This window comes from Burkholderia sp. AU45274 (genome assembly GCF_030482505.1).
In the GTDB taxonomy this organism is placed as follows: Bacteria; Pseudomonadota; Gammaproteobacteria; order Burkholderiales; family Burkholderiaceae; genus Burkholderia.
In genome coordinates this window covers 329,102-352,008 of sequence record NZ_JAUJQE010000001.1, presented here as the reverse complement: position 1 = coordinate 352,008, position 22,907 = coordinate 329,102, and the positions used below count along the sequence as shown (strand labels likewise).

General features: G+C 69.0%; 22 protein-coding genes and 1 pseudogene. 12 read left to right on the top strand and 11 right to left on the bottom strand.

Features of this window, described 5'->3' with window-relative positions; genetic code table 11:
- Position 1: 1 nt before the first annotated feature.
- Positions 2-781 (bottom strand): DUF3348 domain-containing protein, encoded by a 780-nt coding sequence (locus tag QZM35_RS01665; protein ID WP_089428194.1) that lies wholly within the window; start codon positions 779-781, stop codon positions 2-4.
- A gap of 479 nt (positions 782-1,260) precedes the next feature.
- Between QZM35_RS01665 and QZM35_RS01660 the strand changes: the two genes are divergently transcribed.
- The gene (locus QZM35_RS01660; protein ID WP_089428196.1) at positions 1,261-2,472 is read left to right on the top strand and encodes a hypothetical protein; all 1,212 of its coding nucleotides are present in this window, start codon (positions 1,261-1,263) and stop codon (positions 2,470-2,472) included.
- 103 nt (positions 2,473-2,575) lie between these two features.
- Here the strand turns inward: QZM35_RS01660 and QZM35_RS01655 are convergent, their stop codons facing one another.
- Entirely contained in the window at positions 2,576-3,214 is a 639-nt protein-coding gene (locus tag QZM35_RS01655; RefSeq protein WP_301775277.1) for a LysE family translocator, read from the bottom strand.
- A gap of 150 nt (positions 3,215-3,364) precedes the next feature.
- Here QZM35_RS01655 and QZM35_RS01650 point away from each other — a divergent pair, with 150 nt between their 5' ends.
- The 4 genes and pseudogenes from QZM35_RS01650 to QZM35_RS01635 form a co-directional block, all read left to right on the top strand.
- Entirely contained in the window at positions 3,365-3,829 is a 465-nt protein-coding gene (locus QZM35_RS01650) for a GNAT family N-acetyltransferase (RefSeq protein ID WP_089432230.1), read from the top strand.
- 49 nt (positions 3,830-3,878) lie between these two features.
- Entirely contained in the window at positions 3,879-4,457 is a 579-nt protein-coding gene (locus tag QZM35_RS01645; RefSeq protein WP_089428198.1) for a hypothetical protein, read from the top strand.
- Between the two features lie 174 nt (positions 4,458-4,631).
- Positions 4,632-6,011 carry an FAD-containing oxidoreductase gene (locus QZM35_RS01640; RefSeq protein WP_089428199.1) on the top strand — a complete coding sequence of 460 codons (1,380 nt, stop codon included), beginning with the start codon at positions 4,632-4,634 and terminating at the stop codon, positions 6,009-6,011.
- Positions 6,012-6,014: 3 nt separating this feature from the next.
- Positions 6,015-6,134, top strand: a pseudogene (locus QZM35_RS01635) (zinc-binding dehydrogenase); the annotation flags it as partial.
- Positions 6,135-6,191: 57 nt separating this feature from the next.
- Here QZM35_RS01635 and QZM35_RS01630 read toward each other — a convergent pair.
- Positions 6,192-7,085, bottom strand: a complete 894-nt coding sequence (locus tag QZM35_RS01630; protein ID WP_089429166.1) for an SDR family oxidoreductase — start codon at positions 7,083-7,085, stop codon at positions 6,192-6,194.
- 95 nt (positions 7,086-7,180) lie between these two features.
- Between QZM35_RS01630 and QZM35_RS01625 the strand changes: the two genes are divergently transcribed.
- The 3 genes from QZM35_RS01625 to QZM35_RS01615 all read left to right on the top strand — a co-directional run bounded on the left by QZM35_RS01625 (position 7,181) and on the right by QZM35_RS01615 (position 10,376).
- Complete coding sequence (locus QZM35_RS01625; protein WP_089428200.1) at positions 7,181-8,038, top strand: helix-turn-helix transcriptional regulator; 858 nt, start codon at positions 7,181-7,183, stop codon at positions 8,036-8,038.
- A gap of 195 nt (positions 8,039-8,233) precedes the next feature.
- The gene (locus tag QZM35_RS01620) at positions 8,234-9,463 is read left to right on the top strand and encodes a cyanate transporter (protein ID WP_089428201.1); all 1,230 of its coding nucleotides are present in this window, start codon (positions 8,234-8,236) and stop codon (positions 9,461-9,463) included.
- A 142-nt stretch (positions 9,464-9,605) separates the two neighbouring features.
- A complete protein-coding gene (locus QZM35_RS01615) occupies positions 9,606-10,376 on the top strand; it encodes an ABC transporter substrate-binding protein (protein WP_089428202.1) in 771 nt (256 codons plus the stop codon).
- Positions 10,377-10,454: 78 nt separating this feature from the next.
- Here QZM35_RS01615 and QZM35_RS01610 read toward each other — a convergent pair whose 3' ends face one another.
- Positions 10,455-10,838 (bottom strand): hypothetical protein, encoded by a 384-nt coding sequence (locus tag QZM35_RS01610; protein ID WP_089428203.1) that lies wholly within the window; start codon positions 10,836-10,838, stop codon positions 10,455-10,457.
- Between the two features lie 203 nt (positions 10,839-11,041).
- Between QZM35_RS01610 and QZM35_RS01605 the strand changes: the two genes are divergently transcribed.
- On the top strand, positions 11,042-11,563 hold the full coding sequence (locus tag QZM35_RS01605) for a GNAT family N-acetyltransferase (protein ID WP_301775276.1): 522 nt from the start codon (positions 11,042-11,044) through the stop codon (positions 11,561-11,563).
- Between the two features lie 145 nt (positions 11,564-11,708).
- Here the strand turns inward: QZM35_RS01605 and QZM35_RS01600 are convergent, their stop codons facing one another.
- The 5 genes from QZM35_RS01600 to QZM35_RS01580 form a co-directional block, all read right to left on the bottom strand.
- Positions 11,709-12,173, bottom strand: a complete 465-nt coding sequence (locus QZM35_RS01600) for an Ivy family C-type lysozyme inhibitor (protein WP_089428205.1) — start codon at positions 12,171-12,173, stop codon at positions 11,709-11,711.
- Positions 12,174-12,257: 84 nt separating this feature from the next.
- Positions 12,258-13,730 (bottom strand): amidohydrolase family protein, encoded by a 1,473-nt coding sequence (locus QZM35_RS01595; RefSeq protein WP_301775275.1) that lies wholly within the window; start codon positions 13,728-13,730, stop codon positions 12,258-12,260.
- Positions 13,731-13,786: 56 nt separating this feature from the next.
- Positions 13,787-15,265, bottom strand: coding sequence for a sodium:solute symporter (locus QZM35_RS01590; protein ID WP_301775274.1), 1,479 nt, complete (start codon positions 15,263-15,265; stop codon positions 13,787-13,789).
- Positions 15,262-15,474 (bottom strand): DUF3311 domain-containing protein, encoded by a 213-nt coding sequence (locus tag QZM35_RS01585; RefSeq protein WP_301775273.1) that lies wholly within the window; start codon positions 15,472-15,474, stop codon positions 15,262-15,264. Before QZM35_RS01585 ends, QZM35_RS01590 begins: the two co-directional genes overlap by 4 nt.
- Before the next feature lie 37 nt (positions 15,475-15,511).
- Complete coding sequence (locus QZM35_RS01580) at positions 15,512-16,582, bottom strand: porin (RefSeq protein ID WP_254600345.1); 1,071 nt, start codon at positions 16,580-16,582, stop codon at positions 15,512-15,514.
- A 546-nt stretch (positions 16,583-17,128) separates the two neighbouring features.
- Between QZM35_RS01580 and QZM35_RS01575 the strand changes: the two genes are divergently transcribed.
- Positions 17,129-18,466: an MFS transporter gene (locus tag QZM35_RS01575; protein ID WP_301775272.1), complete on the top strand. Its 1,338-nt coding sequence runs from the start codon at positions 17,129-17,131 to the stop codon at positions 18,464-18,466.
- 131 nt (positions 18,467-18,597) lie between these two features.
- On the opposite strand, the gene QZM35_RS01570 is transcribed toward QZM35_RS01575, so the two are convergent.
- A complete protein-coding gene (locus tag QZM35_RS01570) occupies positions 18,598-19,608 on the bottom strand; it encodes a 3-hydroxybutyryl-CoA dehydrogenase (protein ID WP_301775271.1) in 1,011 nt (336 codons plus the stop codon).
- Positions 19,605-20,720, bottom strand: a complete 1,116-nt coding sequence (locus QZM35_RS01565; protein ID WP_301775270.1) for an NAD/NADP-dependent octopine/nopaline dehydrogenase family protein — start codon at positions 20,718-20,720, stop codon at positions 19,605-19,607. The genes QZM35_RS01570 and QZM35_RS01565 overlap by 4 nt, the downstream gene beginning before the upstream one ends.
- Positions 20,721-20,870: 150 nt before the next feature.
- Between QZM35_RS01565 and QZM35_RS01560 the strand changes: the two genes are divergently transcribed.
- Positions 20,871-21,845, top strand: coding sequence for an AraC family transcriptional regulator (locus tag QZM35_RS01560; protein ID WP_089432216.1), 975 nt, complete (start codon positions 20,871-20,873; stop codon positions 21,843-21,845).
- Positions 21,842-22,876: a LysR family transcriptional regulator gene (locus QZM35_RS01555; protein ID WP_089428214.1), complete on the top strand. Its 1,035-nt coding sequence runs from the start codon at positions 21,842-21,844 to the stop codon at positions 22,874-22,876. Before QZM35_RS01560 ends, QZM35_RS01555 begins: the two co-directional genes overlap by 4 nt.
- Positions 22,877-22,907: the final 31 nt, after the last annotated feature.

Below are 22,907 nucleotides of genomic sequence, written 5' to 3'. Positions count from 1 at the left end.
ATTAGCTGGTGCGAAGGGCCGCGAGCAGCCCGTCTACCGTTTGAAACCGGACTTCGAGTTCGGCAAGCAGGATGCTTTGCATCTCGTCGCGAAACGTATCGAGCCATGCGCCGGGCACGATTGCCGCGACGGCCGTGGCGTCGGCTACCACCGCGGCGTCGTCGGCCGGATCAGCTGCGGCTGCGGCCGCGGCCGCGGATTCGGCGTCGGCCAGCGCCTGCCGCTCCGCGTCGCGCAGCCGCCCGAAACGGGTGCCGAGCAGCGCGGGGATGGCCGACAGCAGGCTGCGCTCGCGCGCGCCGAGCACGCGCTCCATGATCGCGTCGAGCGTCGCGAGCCGCGCCATCCCGGACGAGCGCGCGGCGACCGCGACCCGCAGGCGGCCACGCAACTGACCGATCGCCGTTTCCATGTCCTGCTGCAGGGTCAGATAACGCTGACGGAAGTCCGCGAAATCGGCCGTGTCGGCGGCCGGCGGCGGCGGATCGCCGGGCCGGCGCCGCGCACGCGGCCGGTTGGTGGCCGTGATCGCCTGCGCGAGCTCGTGGCGCACGCGCGCGCAGTCGCGCTCCGCGTCGTAGCCGCGCACGCCGGCCGCGACGCCGGGCGGGCTCGCGTTCAGTGCGGACGACAGCGTGATCGCGTCGGTCCAGCCGAGCCACTGGCTCAGCCGGTCGGACAGCGTCTGCCGGGATTCCGCGACGTCGGCATCGGCCAGGCGCGCGAGCAGCCGGACGAGCGCCGGGCCGCTCAGCGCCGGGCGCGGAGGTGCTTGCACCATGCTGCAAACCGTCAAAAAAGGCAGCAGTTTACACGTCGCCGGGCGGTCGGCCGCCAGAATCGGGGAAGCGGCGCCGATCGGCGCGGCGGGCGACACACGCGAACGCCCGCCGCGCAAGGCTCGGCGGGCGACCGGGGGCGGCTGCGGCGACGGTTCCACCGCGCCCTTGCCCTTGCCCTTGCCCTTGCCCTTGCCCTTGCCCTTGCCCTTGCCCTTGCCCTTGCCCTTGCCCTTGCCCTTGCCCTCGCCCTCGCCCTCGCCCTCGCCCGTCGCCCGTCGCCCGTCGCCCGTCGCCCATCGCCCATCGCCCATCGCCCATCGCCCATCGCCCATCGCAAATATCGTCCGACGATACCGGCCACGTTGCACTACCATCAAAGCACCCGCCGAGCCACGCGTGCCGGCCGCGGGCGGCGCCTGTGAGAGCAGGCGCCACCGACCCACGATGACAACAGACGGGCCCGGCCCGACCGCACACGATGCTTGCCAATCTCGTCTCGCGCCTGCGCGACCGTTTCGGCAAACCGCCGACCCCGCAGGCCTTCGCCGAACGCCTGATCGCCACGCTGCGCGCATCGGGCGACACACGCACCTGGCGCCACGAGGACGAGAAGGGCTGCCTCGTCCAGTCGGATGTGCCGTCGAACATCATCAACCTGCACAACCTGTTCCACGACTACGCGGCCGCGAAGCCGTCCGAGCGGGACACCGTGCTGAAGCGTCAGGCGAACGCGATGATGCAGCACGAGATCCCGACGGATTTCGCCGCCGCGCGCGCGAAGCTGCGCCCCGTGATCCGCAGCGCGACCGAGCGCTGCGTGACGGCGCTGCAAACGGCCGGGCAGTTCGGCATCACGGAGCTGGCGTTCCGGCCGCTGTGCGAGAACATCGAAATCGGCATCGCGTACGACGGCGAGCTCGACATCGCGCGCCTGCCGACCGCGACGCTCGACCGATGGGGCGTCTCGTTCGACAAAGCCTGCGACATCGCGATCGACAACCTGCGGGCCGCATCGTCGACGCCGTGGGCCGCGCTGCCGAACGGGGTATTCCTGTCGCAATTCGACGACTCGTACGACGCGGCGCGGCTGCTGCTGACCGACCTGCTCCACCGGCAGCCGATCGCCGGTGCGCCGGTCGTGATGGCGCCGAACCGCGCGGTGCTGCTGCTCACCGGCGACCGCAACCCGGCCGGGCTCGCCGCCATGGTCGACCTCGCCGAACAGGCGCAGGCGCAGCCGCGCCCGCTGCCGCCGCTGATGCTGCGCTGGGACGGCGCCGCCTGGCGGCGCTTCGTGCCGGCAGGGCTCGAAGCGAAGCTGCATGCGCTGCGCATCGGCGAGCTCGCGGGCGACTACCAGGATCAGCGGATGCTGCTCAACGACGTGCACGAGCGCGACGGCACCGACCTCTTCGTGGCGACCTACTCGGTGTACAAACGCCAGGACGGCAGCCTGTTCAGCGTCAGCGTATGGAGCGACGGCGTGCCTTCCCTGCTGCCGGAGACGGATATCGTCGCGCTCCATCGCGGCTCGACGGGGCAATCCGCCTACGTGCCGATGGCGGAGCTGCTGCACACGTGCGGCGACCTGATGACGGCCACCGGGCATCGCCCGGTGCGGTATGAAGTGAAGGCATTTCCGGACGACACGCGGTTCGCGGCGCTGCTGGCGCGGTTCAGCGAAGCGTGATGCTGACGTCGATGCGCGTTCGCGCGGCGCGCGCCGGCAGCCGGCCACGGGAATGGCCGGCCGCCGTGCGATGCAGATCGGGAATGGAAGCGGTTAGATGCGGTCAGATGCCCGCTTTCGGCGCATTCAGGATCAGTCGCAGCCCGAGCAGCGTGATCGCGCCGGCGGCGATGCGGTCGACCCACTTCTTCGCGCGCAGGTAGAGCTCGCGCGGCCGGCGCGTGGAAAAGCACAGCGCGACGATCGTGTACCAGCCGAACTCGACGCCGAACACGAGCGGCGGCAGCGCCAGATAGCACCACAGCGGCGGATGCTGCGGGAGCAGCGCCGCGAAGATGCTGCCGTACCAGATCGCCGTCTTCGGGTTGCTGAGCTGGGTCGTGAGGCCCGTCCAGAACGACTTGCGCGCGCTGCCGCCGGCCATCGCCTGCGGATCGTCCATCGCGATCAGCCGGTCGGCGCCGCGCCAGATCTTCGACGCCATGTAGATCAGGTACGCGCCGCCCGCCACCTTGAGGCCCACGTACAGCCATTCGACGGCCTGCAGCAGCGTATAGAGCCCGGCCAGCGCGACGCCACCGAACACGATGCCGCCGATGCCCATGCCGAGCGCGGTCGCGAGCCCGTCGCGGCGCGACAGCCCGATCGAATTGCGGGCAACCAGCACGAAGCTCGGGCCCGGAATCATCGCGCCGAGAAACAGCGCGGCCAGGATGGCGAGTACGGCAGCCGATGCAGTCATCGAAGTCTCCTTGGTGAGCGACGCCGGATCGCCAGCGCCTGCGTGTCGTGTCCGAGGGTCGAGCCGCTGATTCTGGCATGCTTCGCGCATGGCCGAAAGCGGCTTTGCGCTGCTATGCTGGCCCTCTTTCCCGTGATTCGCGCCGCCCCCATGATCGAGATTCGCGCCGCCCGCTATCCCGACGACGCCCGTGCCGTCGAGGCGATCTTCCGCGAGTACATCGCGAGCCCGACCGTCAGCCTCGAATTCCAGGACTACGAGCCCGAAATCGCCGCACTGCCCGGCAAGTACGCGGCGCCGCGGGGGCAGCTGCTGCTCGCGTGGCAAGGCGAGCGCGCGGTGGGCTGCGCGGCGTTTCGCGAGATCGACGCGACGACGTGCGAGATGAAGCGCGTCTATGTACGCCCCGACGCGCGCGGGCTGAACGTCGGCCGCCGGCTCGTCGAACGGCTGCTGCACGACGCGAAGGCGGCCGGCTATGCGCGCATGTGCCTCGACGTGCTGCCCGAATTCGTCGCTGCCAGGAAACTGTACGCGTCGCTCGGCTTCACGCCCGCGCCGCCCGTCGCGTTCAACCCGGTGCCGGGCACCGAGTTTCTCGGGCGGGATTTGTAACATCCACGCCATCGGCACCTCTTTTCTCCTTTCGACCGGATACCCCGTGATGCGCGTTTCCCGCTTGCCGTTCGTGCTCCTCCCGCTGCTCGCCGCGCTTTCGTTCAATGTCCGCGCCGGCGACCTGCCGAAATCGGTCGCGGCGCAGTTGCCGCCCGGCTACCAGCCGCTGCTCGCGCATGCCGGGCCGGATCTCGACAACGGGCGGCACAGCTTGCTCGTCGTCGTGCATCGGGCGGTCGATATGCGCGAGCAGCCGTCGCCGCGTCCGCTGCTGATCTTCGAGGAACAACCGGATCACGCATTCCGGCTCGTCGCGCGCAACGACCAGGTCGTGCTGCGCGCGAACGAAGGCGGTCAGTGCGATCCGTTCGATCCCGAAGACGCCGCCGACAACGGCTTCGCGATCAAGGGCCACTATTTCACCGTGCAGAACTTCGTCGCGTGCGGGCAGCACTGGAGCGACTACGTGACGTTCCGCTACGACCCGCGCACGCACGGGTGGCTGTTCTCGAACCGGATCGTCACCGAATCGTTTCCGCTCGACGACCAGCCCGACCACGTCACCGTCACGCGCGCCGATCCGCACCGGCCGGTGTCGTTCGGTCAATGGAAACGCAAGGACTGACGCGGCCTGTCCGGCGCGGGTACGGCCGGATACCGTCACGCCCAGCCTCTCCCGCGCTCGCGAGCGCTCGCCAACAGGACTACCATGAGCGCTTGCCGTCGCGCGACCCTGCGCCGGCCTCGCACGCGGCTCGCCCGCCTACGGTCCCTCGCTGCACCCGCACTGGAGGACGACATGACGCAACACTTCGACGCGATCGTCATCGGCACCGGTCAAGCCGGGCCGCCACTCGCCGCGCGGCTGTCCGCCGCCGGGATGAAGGTCGCGATCATCGAGCGCGGCCGCTTCGGCGGCACCTGCGTGAACACCGGCTGCATCCCGACCAAGACGCTGATCGCAAGCGCCTACGCCGCGCAGCTCGCGCGCCGCGCCGGTGAATACGGCGTGTCGGTCGGCGGCCCCGTCACCGTCGACATGAAAGCCGTGAAGGCGCGCAAGGACCAGATCTCCGGCCGCTCGAACCACGGCGTCGAGCAATGGGTGCGCGGCCTCGCGAACACGACCGTGTTTCAGGGTCACGCCCGCTTCGAGCAGGCCAACACGGTGCGCGTGGGCGACGACGTGCTCGAAGCGGAACGCATCTTCATCAACGTCGGCGGGCGCGCGCAGGTGCCGGCCATGCCGGGCCTCGACACGGTGCCCTACCTGACCAATTCGACGATGATGGACGTCGACTTCCTGCCCGAGCATCTCGTGATCGTCGGCGGCAGCTACATCGGGCTCGAGTTCGGCCAGATGTATCGCCGCTTCGGCTCGAAGGTCACGATCGTCGAGCAGGGTTCGCGCCTGATCCGGCGCGAGGACGAAGACGTGTCGCAGGCAGTGCGCGAGATTCTCGAAAACGAAGGGATCGACGTGCAGCTCGACGCGACCTGCCTGAGCGCGCGGCGCGACGGCAGCGGCATCGCGGTCGGCCTCGACTGCGCGGGCGGCGGCCGCGAGGTCGCGGGCTCGCACCTGCTGCTCGCGGTCGGACGCGTGCCGAACACCGACGATCTCGGGCTCGAACGCGCGGGCGTCTCGACCGACGCGCGCGGCTACATCGAGGTCGACGAACAATTGCGCACGAACGTGCCCGGCATCTGGGCGCTCGGCGACTGCAACGGGCGCGGCGCGTTCACGCACACCGCGTACAACGACTACGAGATCGTCGCGGCCAACCTGCTCGACAACGATCCGCGCAAGGTGTCCGATCGCATCGCGGCGTACGCGCTGTACGTCGATCCGCCGCTCGGCCGCATCGGCATGACGCTCGCGCAAGCGAAGCAGACCGGCCGCCGGCTGCTCGTCGGCACGCGCCCGATGACGCGCGTCGGCCGCGCAGTGGAAAAAGGCGAGAGCCTGGGCTTCATGAAGGTGATCGTCGACGCGGACAGCCACGCGATCCTCGGCGCGTCGATCCTCGGCGTGACGGGAGACGAAGTCGTGCACGGGATGCTCGACGTGATGGCCGCCGGCGCGCCGTACACGACGATCAGCCGTGCGATGCATATCCACCCGACCGTGTCGGAGCTCGTGCCGACGCTGCTGCAGGATCTGCATCCGGTCGAATGACGGATGGCGGGCGGCGCGCTGAAGCCGCTGATCGATCGCACGTTCGCGTTCGACGACATCGTGGAAGCGCATCGGTACATGGAGGCCGGTGCGCAGGTCGGGAAGATCGTCGTCACGGTCTGAACGATGCGAGGCGGGCGGGCCGCTTGTCTGTCAACAGCGGGCAGGCCCGCCCCCCGTTCAGCTTTCGAAATACCGCGGCCGGTCGATATCGGCCAGCAACCCCGGCTGCGTCGGCGCCCAGTCGAGCGATGCACGCGTGCGCTCGCTCGTGGCCGGCGCATCCATCCCCGCGAACATCGCGAACCAGCCGAAGTGTTCGCCGGCTTCCGCCGCCGTCTTCGCGACGACCGGCACGTTCAGCCGCCGGCCGATCACTTCCGCGATGTCCCTGAACCGCACGCCGGTATCGTCGACCGCGTGATAGCGCGCGCCGGGTGCGCCGCGTTCGATCGCGAGCCGATAGACGCGCGCCGCGTCGAGCCGGTGCACGGCCGGCCAGCGGTTGTCGCCTTCGCCGATGTAGGCCGACGCGCCCTTCTCCCGCGCGAACGCAATCAGGCGCGGCACGAAAGCGTGATCGCCGTCGCCGTGCACGGACGGCGGCAGGCGCACGACCGACGCGTGCACGCCGCGCGCTTCCAGCGCGACCGCGGTCGCTTCGGACGCACGCGGGTAAGTCGACGACACCGGCACGTGCGGATCGTCCTCCGTCGCCGCGCGCCCCGGCGCGACGAGCGCGAGGCCCGACGTGACGACCAGCGGCCGCGCCGAGCCCGCGAGCGCCGCACCGATCGTCTCGATCGCGCGGCGATCGAGCTCGCAGTTCTGCGCGAAGCGCGAGAAGTCGTGATTGAATCCCGTATGGATCACCGCATCGGCGGCTTCGGCGCCGCGCGTGAGGCTGTCGAGATCCTCCAGCGACCCGCGGTGGACATCGGCGCCGGCCGCCGCGACCGACGACGCGGCCGCATCGGACCGCGCGAGGCCGAGCACCGAGTGCCCGGCAGCCATGAGTTCGGCCACGACGGCCGCACCGACGAAGCCCGACGCTCCAGTAACAAAGACACGCATGTTCAACACCTCCAGATGGCAGGGAGGCTTACTATCTGTCGATCGCCGTGCACGGTGAAGTCGTGACGGTTTACCGGTAAACGAACTAACAGGCTATGGCTGACGCCCCCGACAACCTGCTCGGCGCCTACCTTCGGGCCCGCCGCGAGAAACTCGACCCGGCCGCGCTCGGCCTGCCGGCCACGCGGCGCCGCACGCCGGGCCTGCGGCGCGAGGAAGTCGCCGAGCGCGCGCACGTGAGCACCGCGTGGTACACGTGGCTCGAACAGGGGCGCGGCGGGGCGCCGTCGGCCGACGTGCTCGACCGGCTCGCCCGCGCGCTGCTGCTGAACGACGCCGAGCGCGAGCACCTGTTCCTGATCGGCGTCGGCCACCTGCCGGAAGTGCGCTATCACGCAGCCGACCATGTGTCGCCGCGCGTGCAGCATGTGCTCGATTCGCTCGACGCGAGCCCGGCGATCGTGCGCTCGGCGACGTGGGACGTCGTCGCATGGAACGACGCGGCAGCCGCGACGCTGACCGACTACACGACGCTGTCGCCGCAACGGCGCAACATCCTGCGGCTCATCTTCGTCGATCCGCACGTGCGCGGCGTGCAGGCGAACTGGGAACGCGTCGCGCGGTTCGCGGTGGGCGCGTTTCGCGCCGACGTCGCGCGCGGCGGTGCGACGCAGGCCGTCCAGGCATTCGTCGACGAGATGCGCGCGGCGAGCGCGGAGTTCGACGCGCTGTGGCGCGACCACGATGTCCGCTCGCACGAAGAAGGGACCAAGGAGATCCACCATCCGGCCGTCGGGCGCATCGCGCTCGAATACTCGGCGTTCGCGGTGAGCGGCCGGCCCGACCAGACGCTCGTGATCTTTACGCCGGAAACGGCAGCCGATCGCGCGCTCGTCCGGTCGCTGGTGGCCGCGCGCGCGCAAGCGCTGGCCGAGCAGATGCCCGTCGCATGACGGTGCGCGTTTCATCCGATGAATGAGCTTTCACGCCGTATCGCCGGTCACCTCATCCGGCCCCGTCGCCCCGCTCTACCCCATCGCATTCCGCACTGATTCCCAGTCGAATATTTAATTTTCACCTGGCGTAGCGCGCGCTTACCCTTTCGGCATCGCATCACAGGGCCACCGCCCCCTCCCTGGAGCATCCCGATGTCCGACCCCGGCACCGCGCAAGCCGTCCACCGCCCGCATGTGGCGTCCGTGTCCTATGGCGCGCTCGCGCTGCTGGTGCTGGCCGGCCTCAACCTGCGTCCGTTCCTGACCGCGTTCGGCCCCGTGCTCGACGTCGTGCGCGCCGACACGGGCCTCGGCTTTCGCGCGGCCGCGCTGCTGACCACGCTGCCGTTCGTGCTGATGGGTGTCGTCGCCGGGGTCGGCGTCGGGCTCGCGCGGCGCGTGGGCGAGCGGCGCGCGCTGAGCGTCGCGCTGGCGCTGATCGCGGCAGGCTGCACGGCGCGCCTGTGGACCGGCGGCAGCGCCGGCCTGATCGGCACCGCGATCGTCGCGGGCGCCGGCGTCGCCGTGATCCAGGCGCTCGTGCCCGGCCTCGCGAAACGCTGGTTCGTCGACCGGCTGCCGCTCGCGATGGGCCTCTACTCGGCCGCGCTGGTCGGCGGCGGCGCGTTCGGCGCGGTCGCGAGCCCGTGGCTCGCCGCGCAGGGCGGCTGGCATCTCGCGCTCGCCGTGTGGGCCGTGCCCGCGCTCGTCACGCTCGCGCTGTGGCGGGCGAAGGCGCCGCGCGACGCCGTGCGCGCGACGGCCGTAGCGGCTCCGCTCACCGCGTTCATCCGCGTTCCGCGCGCATGGCAGCTCGCGCTGTTCTTCGGGCTCAGCAACAGCGGCTACGCCAGCCTCGTCGCATGGCTGCCCGCGTTCTACCGCGGCATCGGCATGGATCCGCAAGCGAGCGGCAACCTGCTCGCGTGGATGGCGCTGTTCCAGGCAACCGGCGCGCTCGCGATGCCGATGCTCGCAAAACGCTCGCCCGACCGGCGCGCCGTGCTGTGGCTCACGCTCGCACTGCAGGCGGCCGGCTTCATCGGGTTCGCCGCGCTGCCCGCGCTCGCGCCGTGGCTCTGGGTCGCGAGCGTCGGCCTCGGTCTCGGCGGCTTCTTCTCGATGAGCCTGATCGTCACGCTCGACCACCTGCCCGACGCGCGGCTCGCCGGCGCGCTCGCCGCGTTCGTGCAGGGCATCGGCTTCCTGACCGTCGCGGCGAGCCCCTGGCTGATCGGCTGGCTGCGCGACGCGGGCGGCGGCTTCGCGATCGCGTGGTGGATGCATCTCGGCGTGATCGCCGCGATGGCCGCGCTGAACGCCGCGTTCGCGCCCGCCGGCTACCGGCACGGCATGGTGCGCATCACCGGCGCCGCCCGCTAACGCCCCCTCGAATCCGGACGTTTCGCCGGCCGCTGCCGGCGCAACGTCCAGCCGCCCGCGCATGGCCGGGCGCGGGCAGTCACGCCCCACGGCCGCTGGTTCGCTTCAAAACAAACACCCACAATCGGTATTGGAGACAGACATGAAAAAGCTCGTCCTGGCCGTGGCGCTCGCGCTGACGGCCGGCGCCGCCGCCGCGAAAGACCCGGCGGTGCTGCGCCTCGGCGTCGACCCCAGCTATGCGCCGTTCGAATCGCTCGCGCCCGACGGCAAGCTCGTCGGCTTCGACATCGATCTCGGCAATGCGATCTGCGAACGGATGAAGGTGCGCTGCGTGTGGGTCGAGAACGCGTTCGACGGGATGATCCCCGCGCTGAAGGCGCGCAAGTTCGACGGCGTGCTGTCGTCGATGAGCGTGACCGAGAAGCGCCTCGCGCAGATCGCGTTCACGGACAAGATCGACAACGTGCCGCCCCGGCTCGTCGCGCGGCGCGGCTCGAACCTGCAGCCGACACCCGAATCGCTGCAGGGCAAGAGCGTCGGCGTCGAGCAGGGTTCGACGCAGGAAACCTATGCACGGACGTACTGGGAGCCGAAGGGCGTGATCGTCCGCACGTACCAGACGCAGGATCTCGTCTACCAGGACCTGCTGTCGGGGCGGCTCGATGCGTCGCTGCAATCGTCGGTGCAGGCCGACCTCGGTTTCCTGAAAACCGCGAAGGGCGTGAACTTCGAATTCGCGGGGCCGCCGCTGCATGACCCGAAGACGCTCGGCGTGGGTTCGGCGATCGGCGTGCGCAAGGATGACGACGCGCTGCGCACGCAGATCAACCAGGCGCTCGCGAGCCTGATCCAGGACGGGACGTACCAGCGGATCGCGAAGAAGTATTTCTCGTTCGACATCTACAACTGACGGGAACGAACGGGCAACGCAAAGCGGTGTCACGCAGGCGTGCGCGACACCGCTTGTTCGTTGACCGAATGATTTCGACTACGCCGCGCGCTGCAACAGGTCGGTGGCGAACGACTTCGCGTGCGCGACGGCTTCCTGCGCATCGCCGAACACACCGAGTTCATCCCAGTGTTCCTCGGCCGCGTACGTTCCCTTCACGGCGAGCGCCCGCTGAACGCTCAACTGCGCGGCGTATTTGCCGTCCTGCAACGGCCGGGCGGTTGCCACCACCTTGTGCGGCGGGCTGGCGCGCTCCGGCTGAACCAGTTCGACGGCGCCGCCGGCCACGTCGACGTACATCAACTCGTTCCGGGTGTTGCAGTCCGGGCAGTAGAAGCACCACCCCGCGTCCTCCTGATGGGGCCTGACCTGCCCGCGAGCCAGCACGGCGCGGCATGCAACGTTTTCGCAGATGAACGGCATGGCAGTCTCCGAAGTTGTTTGTCGGAAATCCTAGCATGTCCGTCGGCCGTCAACCACCGGCATCATCAGGATTGCCTTGCGGTGGATCAGGTCCGGGCTTATACGCCCTTGATACGACTTACACGCAGGTCGACCCGGCGCTCGCAAGCCTCGCGTCAGCCGGGATAAACTGTCTGCCCGATCCACGAACCCAGCCATCCTCCATGTTGATCCGCGTTGCCACGCCGTCCGATGCCATCCCCCTTGCCGAACTGAAGCGCGACACGTTTCGCGAAACCTTTCTGCAAGACGGATTCAATATCGACTACCCGCCGCACGATCTGGCTGCGTACGAGACCCAGGCCTACTCGGTGGAGACGGTCACGGGCCAGCTCAACGATCCCCAGTGCCGCACGTGGGTCGCCGAAAGCGACGATGGCCGGCTGGTGGGGTATGCGCACGCGGGGCCGTGCAAGCTCCCGCACCCGGAGGTTACCGACGGTGCGGGGGAAATCCATCAGATCTACCTTCGGCGCGGAACGCAAGGGACCGGCGCCGGGCGCGCGTTGTTCGATTCCGCACTGGACTATCTGGCCAGGGAACGCCCCGGCCCGGTGTGGCTCGGCGTGTGGTCCGGCAACGCGAAGGCCATCGCCTTCTACGAGAAGGCCGGTTTCAGCAAGGTCGGCACGTACGATTTCAAGGTCGGGGAAGCGACTGACCTGGAGTTCGTCTACCGTCGCTGACCTTCGCAGCGGCATGCCGGCCAAGCCGCGCCGGAGAAAGAAAAGGGGCGTCGCGCATGATCGCGCGACGCCCCTGCTTCACTTCGGCCGGCCCGTTCGGGCAGCGATGGCGATTGATGCGTGAACGGCCGTCAATCTGCCGGCGTCACTTGTAATTGAACGCGTCCGGGTGGTTCTCGAGGCTGCCCGTCAGCGCCGCATACAGGATCGTCCGTCCGTCGATCGATTCGCTACCGCCGCCGATATTGAGCCATGTCAGCTTCTCGGCGCCCTCCTTCGGACCCGCGACGGACAGCACCCCGTACATGACCTTCTTCTGCGGGTCGTACAGCACCGCGATGCGCTCCGACCCGCAGTTGTGCGGCTTGCAGGCCGTCATCACGTAGACGTCGTGCCCGCCGAACACGACGGTGGCTCCCGGGGATTCGGTGCCTTTTGTCACCCATGCCGGCAACGCGTGACCTTTCTTCATCGCGGCGAACGCGTCGCTCGCCGCGCGATCGCCGGGGATGGCGCTCATCGTCCAGGTTTTCGTCGGCGCGGGGCCCGCGGCCCATGCGGCCTGGGCGAGGATCAGTGCGGCAGCGGCGAGGGGAATCCTGACGTTCATTTATCCATACTCCTGTCAATGTGGCGATTGCTTAGTCGCCGCCACACCGACAAGAGTTCGTCCCGCCGTGTCAATTTTTGTCAGTCAATAGTGACTCCGCCTCCACAATGTCTTCGGCTCGTCGAGCAGGTGACGCAACCCGCTGCGCTCGATCGTGAGTTCCGCGACTTCGTTCACCCGTTCGAGCACCGCGCCTTCGTCCACCGACAACACGCGCCGATCCTCCATCAGCACCCTTCCGCCGACCATCGTCATGCACACGTCGGCCGCGTTCGCAAAGCACGTCACGCGATACACCGGCATGTTCATCGGCATCATGTGCGGCCGGAACAGGTCGACGAGGATGACGTCGGCAAGCTTGCCGGCGTCGAGCGAGCCGACTTCGTGATCGACCGACAGCGCCTTCGCCGCGTCGATCGTCACCATCTCCAGCACCTTGCCGTGCGGCAGCACGTCCGGGTCGCGGAAATGCCGGCGGTGGTAATGCATGCACTGCCACATGTGGCGGAACATGTCGTAGCCGCGATCGGGCGCCGCGCCGTCCGACGCGATCGCCACCGTCACGCCCGCATCGATCAGCTCGGGCACCGGGCAGCGCCCGATGATCGACATGATCGCGCTCGGGTTGTGGACGATCGCGGTGCCCGTCTCGACGCATGCCGCGATGTCGTCGTCGGTCAAGTCGATGCTGTGCGACATGAACGACGTCGGGCCGAGCAAGCCGAGTTCGCGATGCGCGAACGCGAGCGTGCCCGCGCGGTGGCCGTCCTGCGTGAACGTCAGCCCGCGCTCGCGCGCCAGCGCGCCGTAACGGGCGGCCTGGTCGCGGAAGTCGCGTTCGTACCGCGCGAGTTCGGGGTCGTGATCGGGCCCGTACACGGGCAGCGTGAGCGCGATGCGGATCCGGCCGTCGGCATCGCCGTGGCATTCGTCGATGATGCTTTGGCACACTGCGTACATCGTGTCGAAGCCGATGTCGCGCGTGTCGCTGCCGTCCGGCGTGTGGCGCGTGTAAGCACGCGGCGCGGGCGGCCGCGACGGGCCGACCGCGACGATCGAGCGCGTACCGGTGCGCACCACCGCATCGCAATGGCGCCGTGCGTAGACCGGATCGTCGACGCGCATGATCGAGTTGCCGCCGCCGAGCAGCGACACGCCCGTCGTCACGCCGGCCTTCAGCCGTTCGAGCGCGGCAAGGTGCGATTCGGTCTCCCAGAACGCCTCGTCGGACGCACGCGTGTAGATCGTCTCGGCCGCGGCCGACCATGCGTCGCCGTCCGCGCCGCCGATCGTGCGAAGCATCGCGTGGCCCGCATGCGCATGGGCATCGATCAGGCCCGGCAGCACGGCCTTGCGGCGCGCATCGATCGTGCGTGCGGCGCGGTAGCGGGCCTGCAGTTCATCGGTGCCGCCCACGGCGACGATGCGATCGCCTTTCACGGCCACCGCGCCATGCTCGATCACGCGCCGCTGCGGGTCCATCGTGATCACGCAGCCATTCGCGATCAACGTGTCGATCGCTTCGCGGTTGTCCGCCTGGTTGTCCTCGGTCGTCATCGCACAGTGTCCTGTTGTCGTTCGATTGATTTCATTGCCGTCCAGTCGCCCCGTCATCACGCGGAACCGACCGGCGCAGCAACCCGCGCCTTCAGCCTGCGCTGCCCCGCGCTGATCACGATGAACACCACCGCATTCACCGCAAGCGCGACGAGCCCGGGGTTGATCGACGTCAGCGTGTTCGACGCGCGCGGGAACAGCGACGCGAGCGTCACGCCATAGTAGTTCGTCATCGCGATCACGATCGCGCCGGCGACGATCCCCGCGAACGCACCTTCGCGCGTGCCGAACGGCCGCTTCAGGAAGCTCGACGCGAGCATCGGCACGAGCTGCGTGAGCAGGCTCGACGAGAAGATCGCGAGCGTGACGAACGTCGCGCCGCCGCGCAGCACGAAGTAGACGACCACCAGCGTGAAGATCGGCAGCGCGATCCGCGCGACGCGCGTCACCTCGCGGTCGGTCGCATTCGGCGCGAAACCTTCGCGGTAGATGTTGCGCGCGATCGTCGTCGACGCGTTCAGCATGATCAGCGAACCCGGCACCAGCGCGGTCAGCAGGCCCGTGCCGCCGACGATGCCGACGAACCACGCGGGGAACGTCTGCTTCACGAGGCGCAGCAGCGCGAGATCGGCCTGCGCGCCTTCGAGCCCGTGCACGGTCATCACGGCCGCGAAGCCGACGAGGAACAGGAACGCGATCAGCACCTGGTACAGCGGCATCAGGATCACGTTGCGGCGCAGCGCGCGCTCGTCCTTCGCGACGTAGATCGCGGTGAACCCGTGCGGATACAGGTAGTAGCCGAGCGACGTGAGCAGGATCGTCGAGTTGTACCAGATCAGGTTGAAGCCGTGCTCGGGCATGCGCAGCAGTTCGGGATGCGCGGCGTCGAGCTTCGCGAACATCGCGCCGAGGCCGCCGTAGTAATGCATCGGCAGGTACAGGCCGAGGAAGATCGCGATCGCGAGGATCAGCACGTCCTTGAAGATCGCGATGCTCGCCGAACCGTGAATGCCCGACACGACCATGTACACGGCCATCAGCGTCGCGGCGATCCAGATCGCGGCCGCTTGCGGAATCAGCCCGTACGACATCTCCGACACGATCACGCCGAGCCCGCGCAACTGGATCATCAGCAGCGACACCATCGCGAACACCGCGACGACCGACACCAGCACGCCGATCGCGCGGCTGTCGTACTTCGCCGCGAAGTAGTCGGCGAACGACACGAGCCCGCGCGCCTTCGCGTAACGCCAGACGGCCGGCAGCATCCAGTAGCCGATCACGAACGCGAGGCAGCCGTACGACAGGATGTAGAACGCGGGCACGCCCTTGCTGTAGGTCCAGCCGCTCGCGCCGAGGAACGAGAACGTCGAGAACGCCTCGCCGGCCATCAGCAGGAACGTGAGCAGCGAGCCGAAGCCGCGCCCGCCGACCGCCCACTGCTCGAGCGTGAGCTTGCGGCCGCGGCGCGCCATCACGCCGATCGCCAGCGCGAACACGGCGAACGCCGCGATGATGAGGATCGATGCGTTCATCGCGCGTCTCCCGGGCGGCCGGCGCGGGCCGCGTCGCGCTCGTCGAGATGGAACAGGATCGCGAGGATCGCGGCGGTGGCCGCCATCCAGACCAGGTTCCACACGAGCAGGAACGGCAGCCCGAACAGCAGCGGCCGCCCCTCGGCGAGCGAGCCGCCCGCATACATCCCGACGAACGGCAACGCCGCCAGCAACAGTTTGAGTTTCATGAGTGCCTCCTCCGGAAGACGCGTATGCGTCAGGACATCAGAACTTCTGGCGGATGCCGACCACCACCGCCACCTGCGACGTCGTCGACGACGCGCTGTCGGTGCCGTCGATCCACGCCCGGCCGACACCCGACGACGCCTTCTGGTAGAAGCCGTTCACATACACGTCGGTGCGCTTGGACAGCAGGTACTGCACGCCGGCCGATACCTGGTGGTAGTGGCCGCTGTCGCTGGCGCGCGCGACCTGCGTATAGGTGTAGCCGGCCGCGGCCATCAGCGCCGGCGTGATCAGGTAGCGCAGGCTGCCTTCGTAGTTGTTGAAGCGCAGCGCGCCGCCCGTCGCCTGCCCGAAGTTCGAGCCCGTGTACAGCAGGCCGAGCGTAGCCGGCCCGATCGCGTAGCTGCCGCCCGCGCCCCAGATCTGCTGGCGGATCGCGTTCCCGAGGCTCGCGCCGAACACCGATTCCGACGCCGGATAGTAGTTGTCCGAAGCAACGGCGCCGCTCGTGCTGACCGCCGGATGGTTCACGCGCGCATACGCGGCGCCCGCGTTGAGCGGGCCGTTCACGTACGTGACGCCCGCGCTCCAGCTGTTGTCGTTCGCGAAGCCGGTCGAGTTCGAGAAGCCGTACACGAGATTCGCCTGCAAGCCCGCGATCGTCGGCGACAGGTACTTCACCGCGTTGTTGGTGCGGAACGTGTTGTTGATGTCGTCGTTGTCGAACGGGTGCGTCGAGTACTGCGCGAGGAAGCTGCTCATCTGCAGCGAGCCGAGGATGTCCTGCGTCGAGTTGTACTGGCGGCCGAGCGTCACCGCGCCCCAGTTCGCGCCGCTCAGGCCGACCCACGCCGACCGCCCGAACATCCGGCCGCCCTGCCCGAGCGCGCCGTTCGCGACGTTGAAGCCGTTCTCGAGACGGAAGTTCGCCTTCAGGCCGCCGCCGAGATCCTCGGTGCCGATCAAGCCCCAGCGCGGGCCCGATTCGTTGCCGCCGGTGAATTGCCACAATGCGTGGCCCTTCGCGTTGTTCGTGTAGGTCACGCCCGCGTCGACGATCCCGTACAGCGTCACCGTCGACTGCGCGTGCGCGGCGCCGGCAAACAGCATGGCCACGGCTGTGCCCACGCGCGCGGCGCCCGTCTTCCCACCCTTCATTCGCACCATCTCCGTCTTCTCCTCTCCAAACCTGTTCATCGATGTGTTGTGTTTTTTTGATCCTGCCCATACGCACCGATCGGGTTGTATAGACAGTCGCTGGATGGTATCCAGCCGTAATCGCATCAAGAAATGAAATGTTCAACTGGGCGGCAGTTGAAAATCGAATGGCGGGGAGATGAGCGGGGACGGTGCGCCCCTGCAAGAGAAACGAAAGCGCGCACGCCCGCTGGACGCGGCGCGCTTTGCTCAGACGTGAATGGCCTGCGTAAGCAAGCTGACGAAACGGCGACAGGCGATGTGCCGATGTGGTTTTCCCGGATGGTGGGTGTGGCGCGGCGTCGAACGGATCCGTGCGCGGCCGCGCCCATCTCAATCATCAGCCGGAGTGATGACCCTCCCCTTTTTCTGCGGATTTGACCGGGGGCACGGTGCCGACAACACTAGCCCGCAGTGCTGCAAAGACGGCACGCGCCCGCCTCCCCTTCAGAGTCCGCCATGGTCCCGACCGACATCGTGCAATCCCCGAGCGCCGCCCGGCCGCTCGCCGACCGGCAGTTGCGCCGGATCGTCATCGCCTCCGTCGCCGGCAATGCGATGGAGTGGTACGACTTCTTCGTGTACGGCACGGCCGCGGCGCTCGTGTTCGGCCACGTGTTCTTCCCGCCGGGTGCGTCGCCGCTCGCCGGTAGCCTCGCCGCGTTCGCGGCCTTTGCGCTCGGCTTCGTCGCGCGGCCGCTCGGCGGGATCGTGTTCGGCCACGTCGGCGATCGCTACGGGCGCAAGGCGTCGCTCGTGTGGACGCTGCTGATCATGGGCGCGTCGACCTTCGCGATCGGCCTGCTGCCGACCTATGCGCAGGTCGGCGTGTGGGCGCCGGCCGCGCTCGTCGTGCTGCGCCTGCTGCAAGGGATCGCGTCCGGCGGCGAATGGGGCGGCGGCGTGCTGATGATCAGCGAGAACGCGCCGCCGGAACAGCGCGGCTACTACGCCGCGTGGAGCCAGCTCGGCGTGGGCGGCGGCTTCGTGCTGTCGTCGGCCGCGTTTCTCGCCGCGCAGGCGCTGCCGGACGACGCATTCCGCACCTGGGGCTGGCGGCTGCCGTTCCTCGCGAGCATCGCCATCTTCGCGATCGGCATCTATATCCGCCGCCATCTGCCGGAAAGCCGCGACTTCGAGCAGGCCGGCAAGCGCGGCGCGCACACGCACCTGCCGATCGTCGAATGCATTCGTCGCCATCCGAAGGAAATCCTGCTCGCGATGGGGCTGCGCGTGGCCGAGAACGGCGGCGCTTATATCTTCCTCGCGTTCTCGCTCGTCTACGGCAAGTACGTCGGCATCCCGAACGGCGTGATGCTGACCGGCGTGATGATCGCGATGATCGTCGAGATGGGCGCGATGCTCGCGTGGGGCAAGCTGTCCGACCGGATCGGCCGCAAGCCCGTGTACCTGATCGGCGCGCTGAGCCTCGTCGCGTGCGCGTTCCCGTTCTTCTGGCTGCTCGACACGCGCGTGACGCCGCTCGTGTGGCTCGCGCTCACGGTCGGCACCGCCGTGAGTCACGGCGCGATGATCGGCACGCTGCCCGCGCTCGTCGGCGAGCTGTTCAGCACCGAGGTGCGGTACTCCGGCGTCGCGCTCGGGCATGAAGTCGCGTCGATCTTCGCGGGCGGGATGTCGCCGCTGATCGCGACCGCGCTGCTCGCGCGCTATCACGCGTCGTGGCCGGTGTCGCTGTTCCTCATTGCACTCGGCCTCGTGACCGTCGCGACGCTGTGCGTGATGCGCGAGACGCGCGTCGCGCCTGATGCCGGCACGCGCGGCGACACGGTGTGAGCGTGCGGCACGCGTCGGCCGCCTCCGCTTCCGTTCCCGTGCGCTTGCCGGCGGCTGTCGGACACACCGGCTCACGGTGCCACGTGCGCGCTTTCGTGGCACCGCGAGCGCACGCGACATCGACGTCCGGGCTACGCGTCCTGTCTGCTTCGCCCGCCGTCGAACACCGGCGCCAATCCCAGATGATCGAGCAGCCGCGCGAATTCGCCGAGCCGCTGCCGCATGTACGCGGGCACGTCCACGTCCGCATAGTCGTGGAAGCCGGCCCCCGTGCGCACGCCGTCGCACCCGGTTTCCATATTGCGCACGACGCTCGCGGCCGGCGCGAAGCGCGGGCCGATCTCGCCTGCCAGATACGTCGACGCGTAGTACAGGATGTCGCAGCCGCCCCAGTCGATGAATTCGAGCAGCCCGAGCACCGCGAAGCGCGGGCCGAAACCCGTGCGGATGGCCGTGTCGATATCCTCCGCGCTTGCGACACCCTCCTCGACCATCCGCGCGGCCTCGTTCATCGCGAGCGCCTGGATGCGCGGCACGATGTAGCCGGGCGCCGGCCCGCAGATCACCGGCTTCTTGCCGACACGTTCGAGCAGCGCAGCGAGCGCATCGACCACCGACTGGCCGGTTGCGTCGCTGCGGCTGATCTCGACGAGCGGCATCAGCAATGCAGGGTTCAGCCAGTGCGCATTCAGCATTCGTTCGGGGTGCACGACGTGGCGCTGCAATTCGGTGACGACGAACGTCGACGTGGTCGATGCAATCGTTGCGCGCGCATCTACATGCTCGCCGAGCCAGCGCAACGCGTCGGCCTTCGCGTCGAGCACTTCGGGCAGCGCCTCGAACACGACCTCTGCATCACGCACGGCTTCCTCAGCGCCATCCCGAGAAACAATCGCGATGCGTGCGACGACCGCATCGGCCTGCGCGGCATCGATGCGTCCGAGCGCAACCTGCGCATGCAGTGGCCTGGCGATCTCGTCACGCGTGCGATCGTCGAAGGCGCGTTGGCTAGCCGCATCGCGCCGCTTGAAGTCGATCAGCGTCACGTCGAGGCCCGCGAAAGCAAACACGAGCGCGATCCCCTGCCCCATGCGCCCCGCGCCGAGCACGTGTACACGCGTCACATCGGCGGCCGCGCTCATGCTGATACTCCCGCGACTCCGTTGTCGAGCAGCGCACGCATCGCGTCCTTCGACAGCGCCGCGATCCCGAGCCGCTCCAGCGTGCGCCCTTCCGCATACAGGTCGCGCACCGCCACCGCGCTCGCGATGCTCAGCAGCCCCTGCGCGACCGGCGTCGGCACGCCGGCCCAGTGCCCGCACGACACGATGAACGACAGCCCGAGCCGGGTGTCCTCGAGCATGTAGCGATGGGCACGCAGATCGATCTTCTCGCGCCAGTCGCCGCTATCGGTCAGCTTGCCGTGCGCGCCGCTCCCGTACATCCATTCGTCACCATCGGCCGCGTAGTGATCCGCGAGCGGGAAATGCGGCGCGCGGTAGCCGAGCGCTTCGCGCACCGCGATGCGCTCGGCATCCAGCGCGTTCGTCACGCGGCGGATCGACGGCTGCGTGCCTTCGTTGTGGATGTCCCATGCGTCGAAGTGTTCGAGCGGCCCGGCGTTCATCAGGATCAGCGGCGGATGGATCACCGGCCCCGCGTTCATCAGCGCACCGGACAACGCATCCTCGACCGGCTCGACCGACGGATAGCCCGCACGCAGCACGTCGAACGCCCAGCCGGCCGCATTCGCGGGAAATACGCCGGTCGGCAAGCGTGTCGCATAGGCGCTGATCACGACGTCGTTGTCGCCATGCTTGCGCACGAGGTACGGCAGCGTGCCCGTCTCGGCGAATGCGACGCGCGAACGGTTGCCGGCATCGGCCGCCGCCTGCGCGAACACGACGCTGCCGAACGTGCCGGGCGGCAGGAACACGACCTGGCCGTCCTCCAGCAACGGCGCGACCTGCGCGGCGAGCGCGTCATGCGACGTAGCCGGCAGCGGCACCACGACGAGTTGCGCACCGCGCAGCGCGGCCGCGAGCTCGCCGGTCAGGCGGATCGCACCCGGCGCGTCGCCGAGCGGCACCCCGCGCGTGCCGCGATAGTCGGTCACGTTCAGCACGCCAAGCTCGCGCAGCCGCGCGTGCGGCTCGCGGTCGCGCCGCCACCACGTCACGTCGTGGCCTTTCTCGAGCAGGTCGATCGCCGCCGCATGGCAGCCGTGGCCGCCGCCCAGAACACATACCTTCATCGTCTTCTCCCAGTGATTGTGTGTTTCCGAGACTACGCGGCGGCTTTCGCCGCGTCGCTTCAAAACGCGCAACGGCACGCCCGTTCGCGCAACGCAATCGCGGCGACGCGCATGCCGCCGCGCTCGCCGCATCCGCTACGAGGTCCGTGAATGGATATCGCCCTGTCCCGCCATGCGCCGAACCGGCTCGGCACGCTGCATGCCCCCGACGAAGTCGAACGCGCGGTCGCCCACCGGCTCGGGCCGCACCGGATGGCCGCGCGTGGCCGTGATCCGTTTCATGCGGAGCTGTACGAAGTGCCGCTGCATCACGGCGCGCTGCTTGAACTCTGCTACGGCCGCGAAACGCGCATCGACTTCGGCGACGATGCCGAGCACTTCCTGTTCAGGCTGACGCTCGCCGGTGCATGTGAACTGCAGGCCGGCAGCGTCGTCGCGCGCGCCGGCCCCGGCGCGCTGACCGTGTCGTCGCCGGCGCTCGCGAGCCGCCTGAGCACGAGCCCCGATTGCCGCAACCTCGTGCTGCGGCTCGAACGCGGCGCGCTCGAACGCAAGCTGCAGGACATGCTGCAGGCCACGCTCACGCGGCCGCTGCAGTTCGATCTCGCGGCCGGTGGCACCGGCGCGGGCGCCGCGCTGCTGCTGCCGACCTTCGAATACCTGTGCCGGCTCGGCGCGCAGCCGGGCCTCGGCACGGCCGCGACGACCTTCGGTGCCGACCTCACCACGTGGCTGATGTCGCTGCTGCTCACGCACCTGCCGCACTCGTACAGCGATGCGCTCACGCGCGGCACGCCGCCGCTACCGGCGCACGTGCGGCGCGCGTGCGATCACGTCAACGCGCACCTCGGCGAACCGCTCGCACTCGCCGCGCTGGCGGCCGTCGCGGGCGTCGCGCCGCGCACGCTGCAGCACGCATTCCGCGCGTTCCTGCACACCACGCCGGCCGCCTACGTGCGCGAATGCCGGCTCGCCGCCGTGCACGCGGCGCTGCAACGCGGCGACGCGCGCAGCGTGACCGACGTGCTGATCGCACACGGCATCCATGGCTTCGGCCATTTCGCGAAGGCGTATGCGCGGCGTTACGGCCACGCGCCTTCCGTCACCGCGAGGCAACCCCGATGACGCACTCCGCACCCGGCCGTTCGGCGGCCCCCGCCCGCACCGATTCCGCACCGCACGACAACGATGCATCCGAACTGCGTGTGCAGGATCTCGATCTCAACTTGCTGAAGACGTTTCGTGCCGTGTACGAGGAGCGGCACGTCGGCCGCGCGGCGCTGCGGCTCGGCGTCACGCAGCCGTCCGTCAGCTACGCGCTCGGCCGGCTGCGGCTGATGTTCCGCGACGCGCTGTTCGTGCGCACCGGCACCGGCGTCGAGCCGACACCGCGCGCGCAGCGGCTCGCGCTGTCGGTCGACAAGGCGCTCGCGATCCTGCAGGACGTGCTCGACGAAGGCTCGCGCTTCACGCCCGACAGCACGCAGCGCGTGTTCCGCCTGCACATGAGCGATTTCGCGGCGAGCGCGTTTCTGCCGACGCTGCTCGCGGCCTTCGACCGCCGCGCGCCGGGCGCGGTGATCGAGACGCTGCACGTCGACGAATGCCAGCTCAATGTCGCACTCGAATCGGGGCGCATCGACTTCGCGCTCGGGCATTTCGCCGATGCGTCGAGCCACTTCCAGCGCACCGCGCTGCTGCACGAGCGCTGCGTGCTGCTGATGCCGCGTCGCACCGCGCAGCGCGTCGCGCTACCCGACGATTACGTGCTCGATGGCGACGCGCCCGACACGCTGCGCTTCGTCGCGGTCACGTCGCATCCGCAATCGATGCAGTTGCTGGAACGGCACGGGCTGATGCCGCGCGTGCGCGCGGCGCTCCCCGATTTCATGGTGGTGCCCGCGCTGCTGCAGGACGGCGACTATGCGCTGATCCTGCCGGAGACGATCGCGATCACGTTTGCCGCGCGGCAGCCGTGCGTGCTGTACGAGATCGCCGGTGCGGGCGAATGGGCCGTCAATGCGTACTGGCACCGGCGCTTCGACGCCGACCCCGGCCATCGCTGGCTGCGTGCGCTGCTGCTCGAACTGTTCAACATCGGCGAGCTGGCGCCGTTCGACGCATGGCTCGCGCCGCAGCCGCCCGCCTGCGCATAGCGGTGCAAGCGGGAGGGCACGCGGTTCCAGA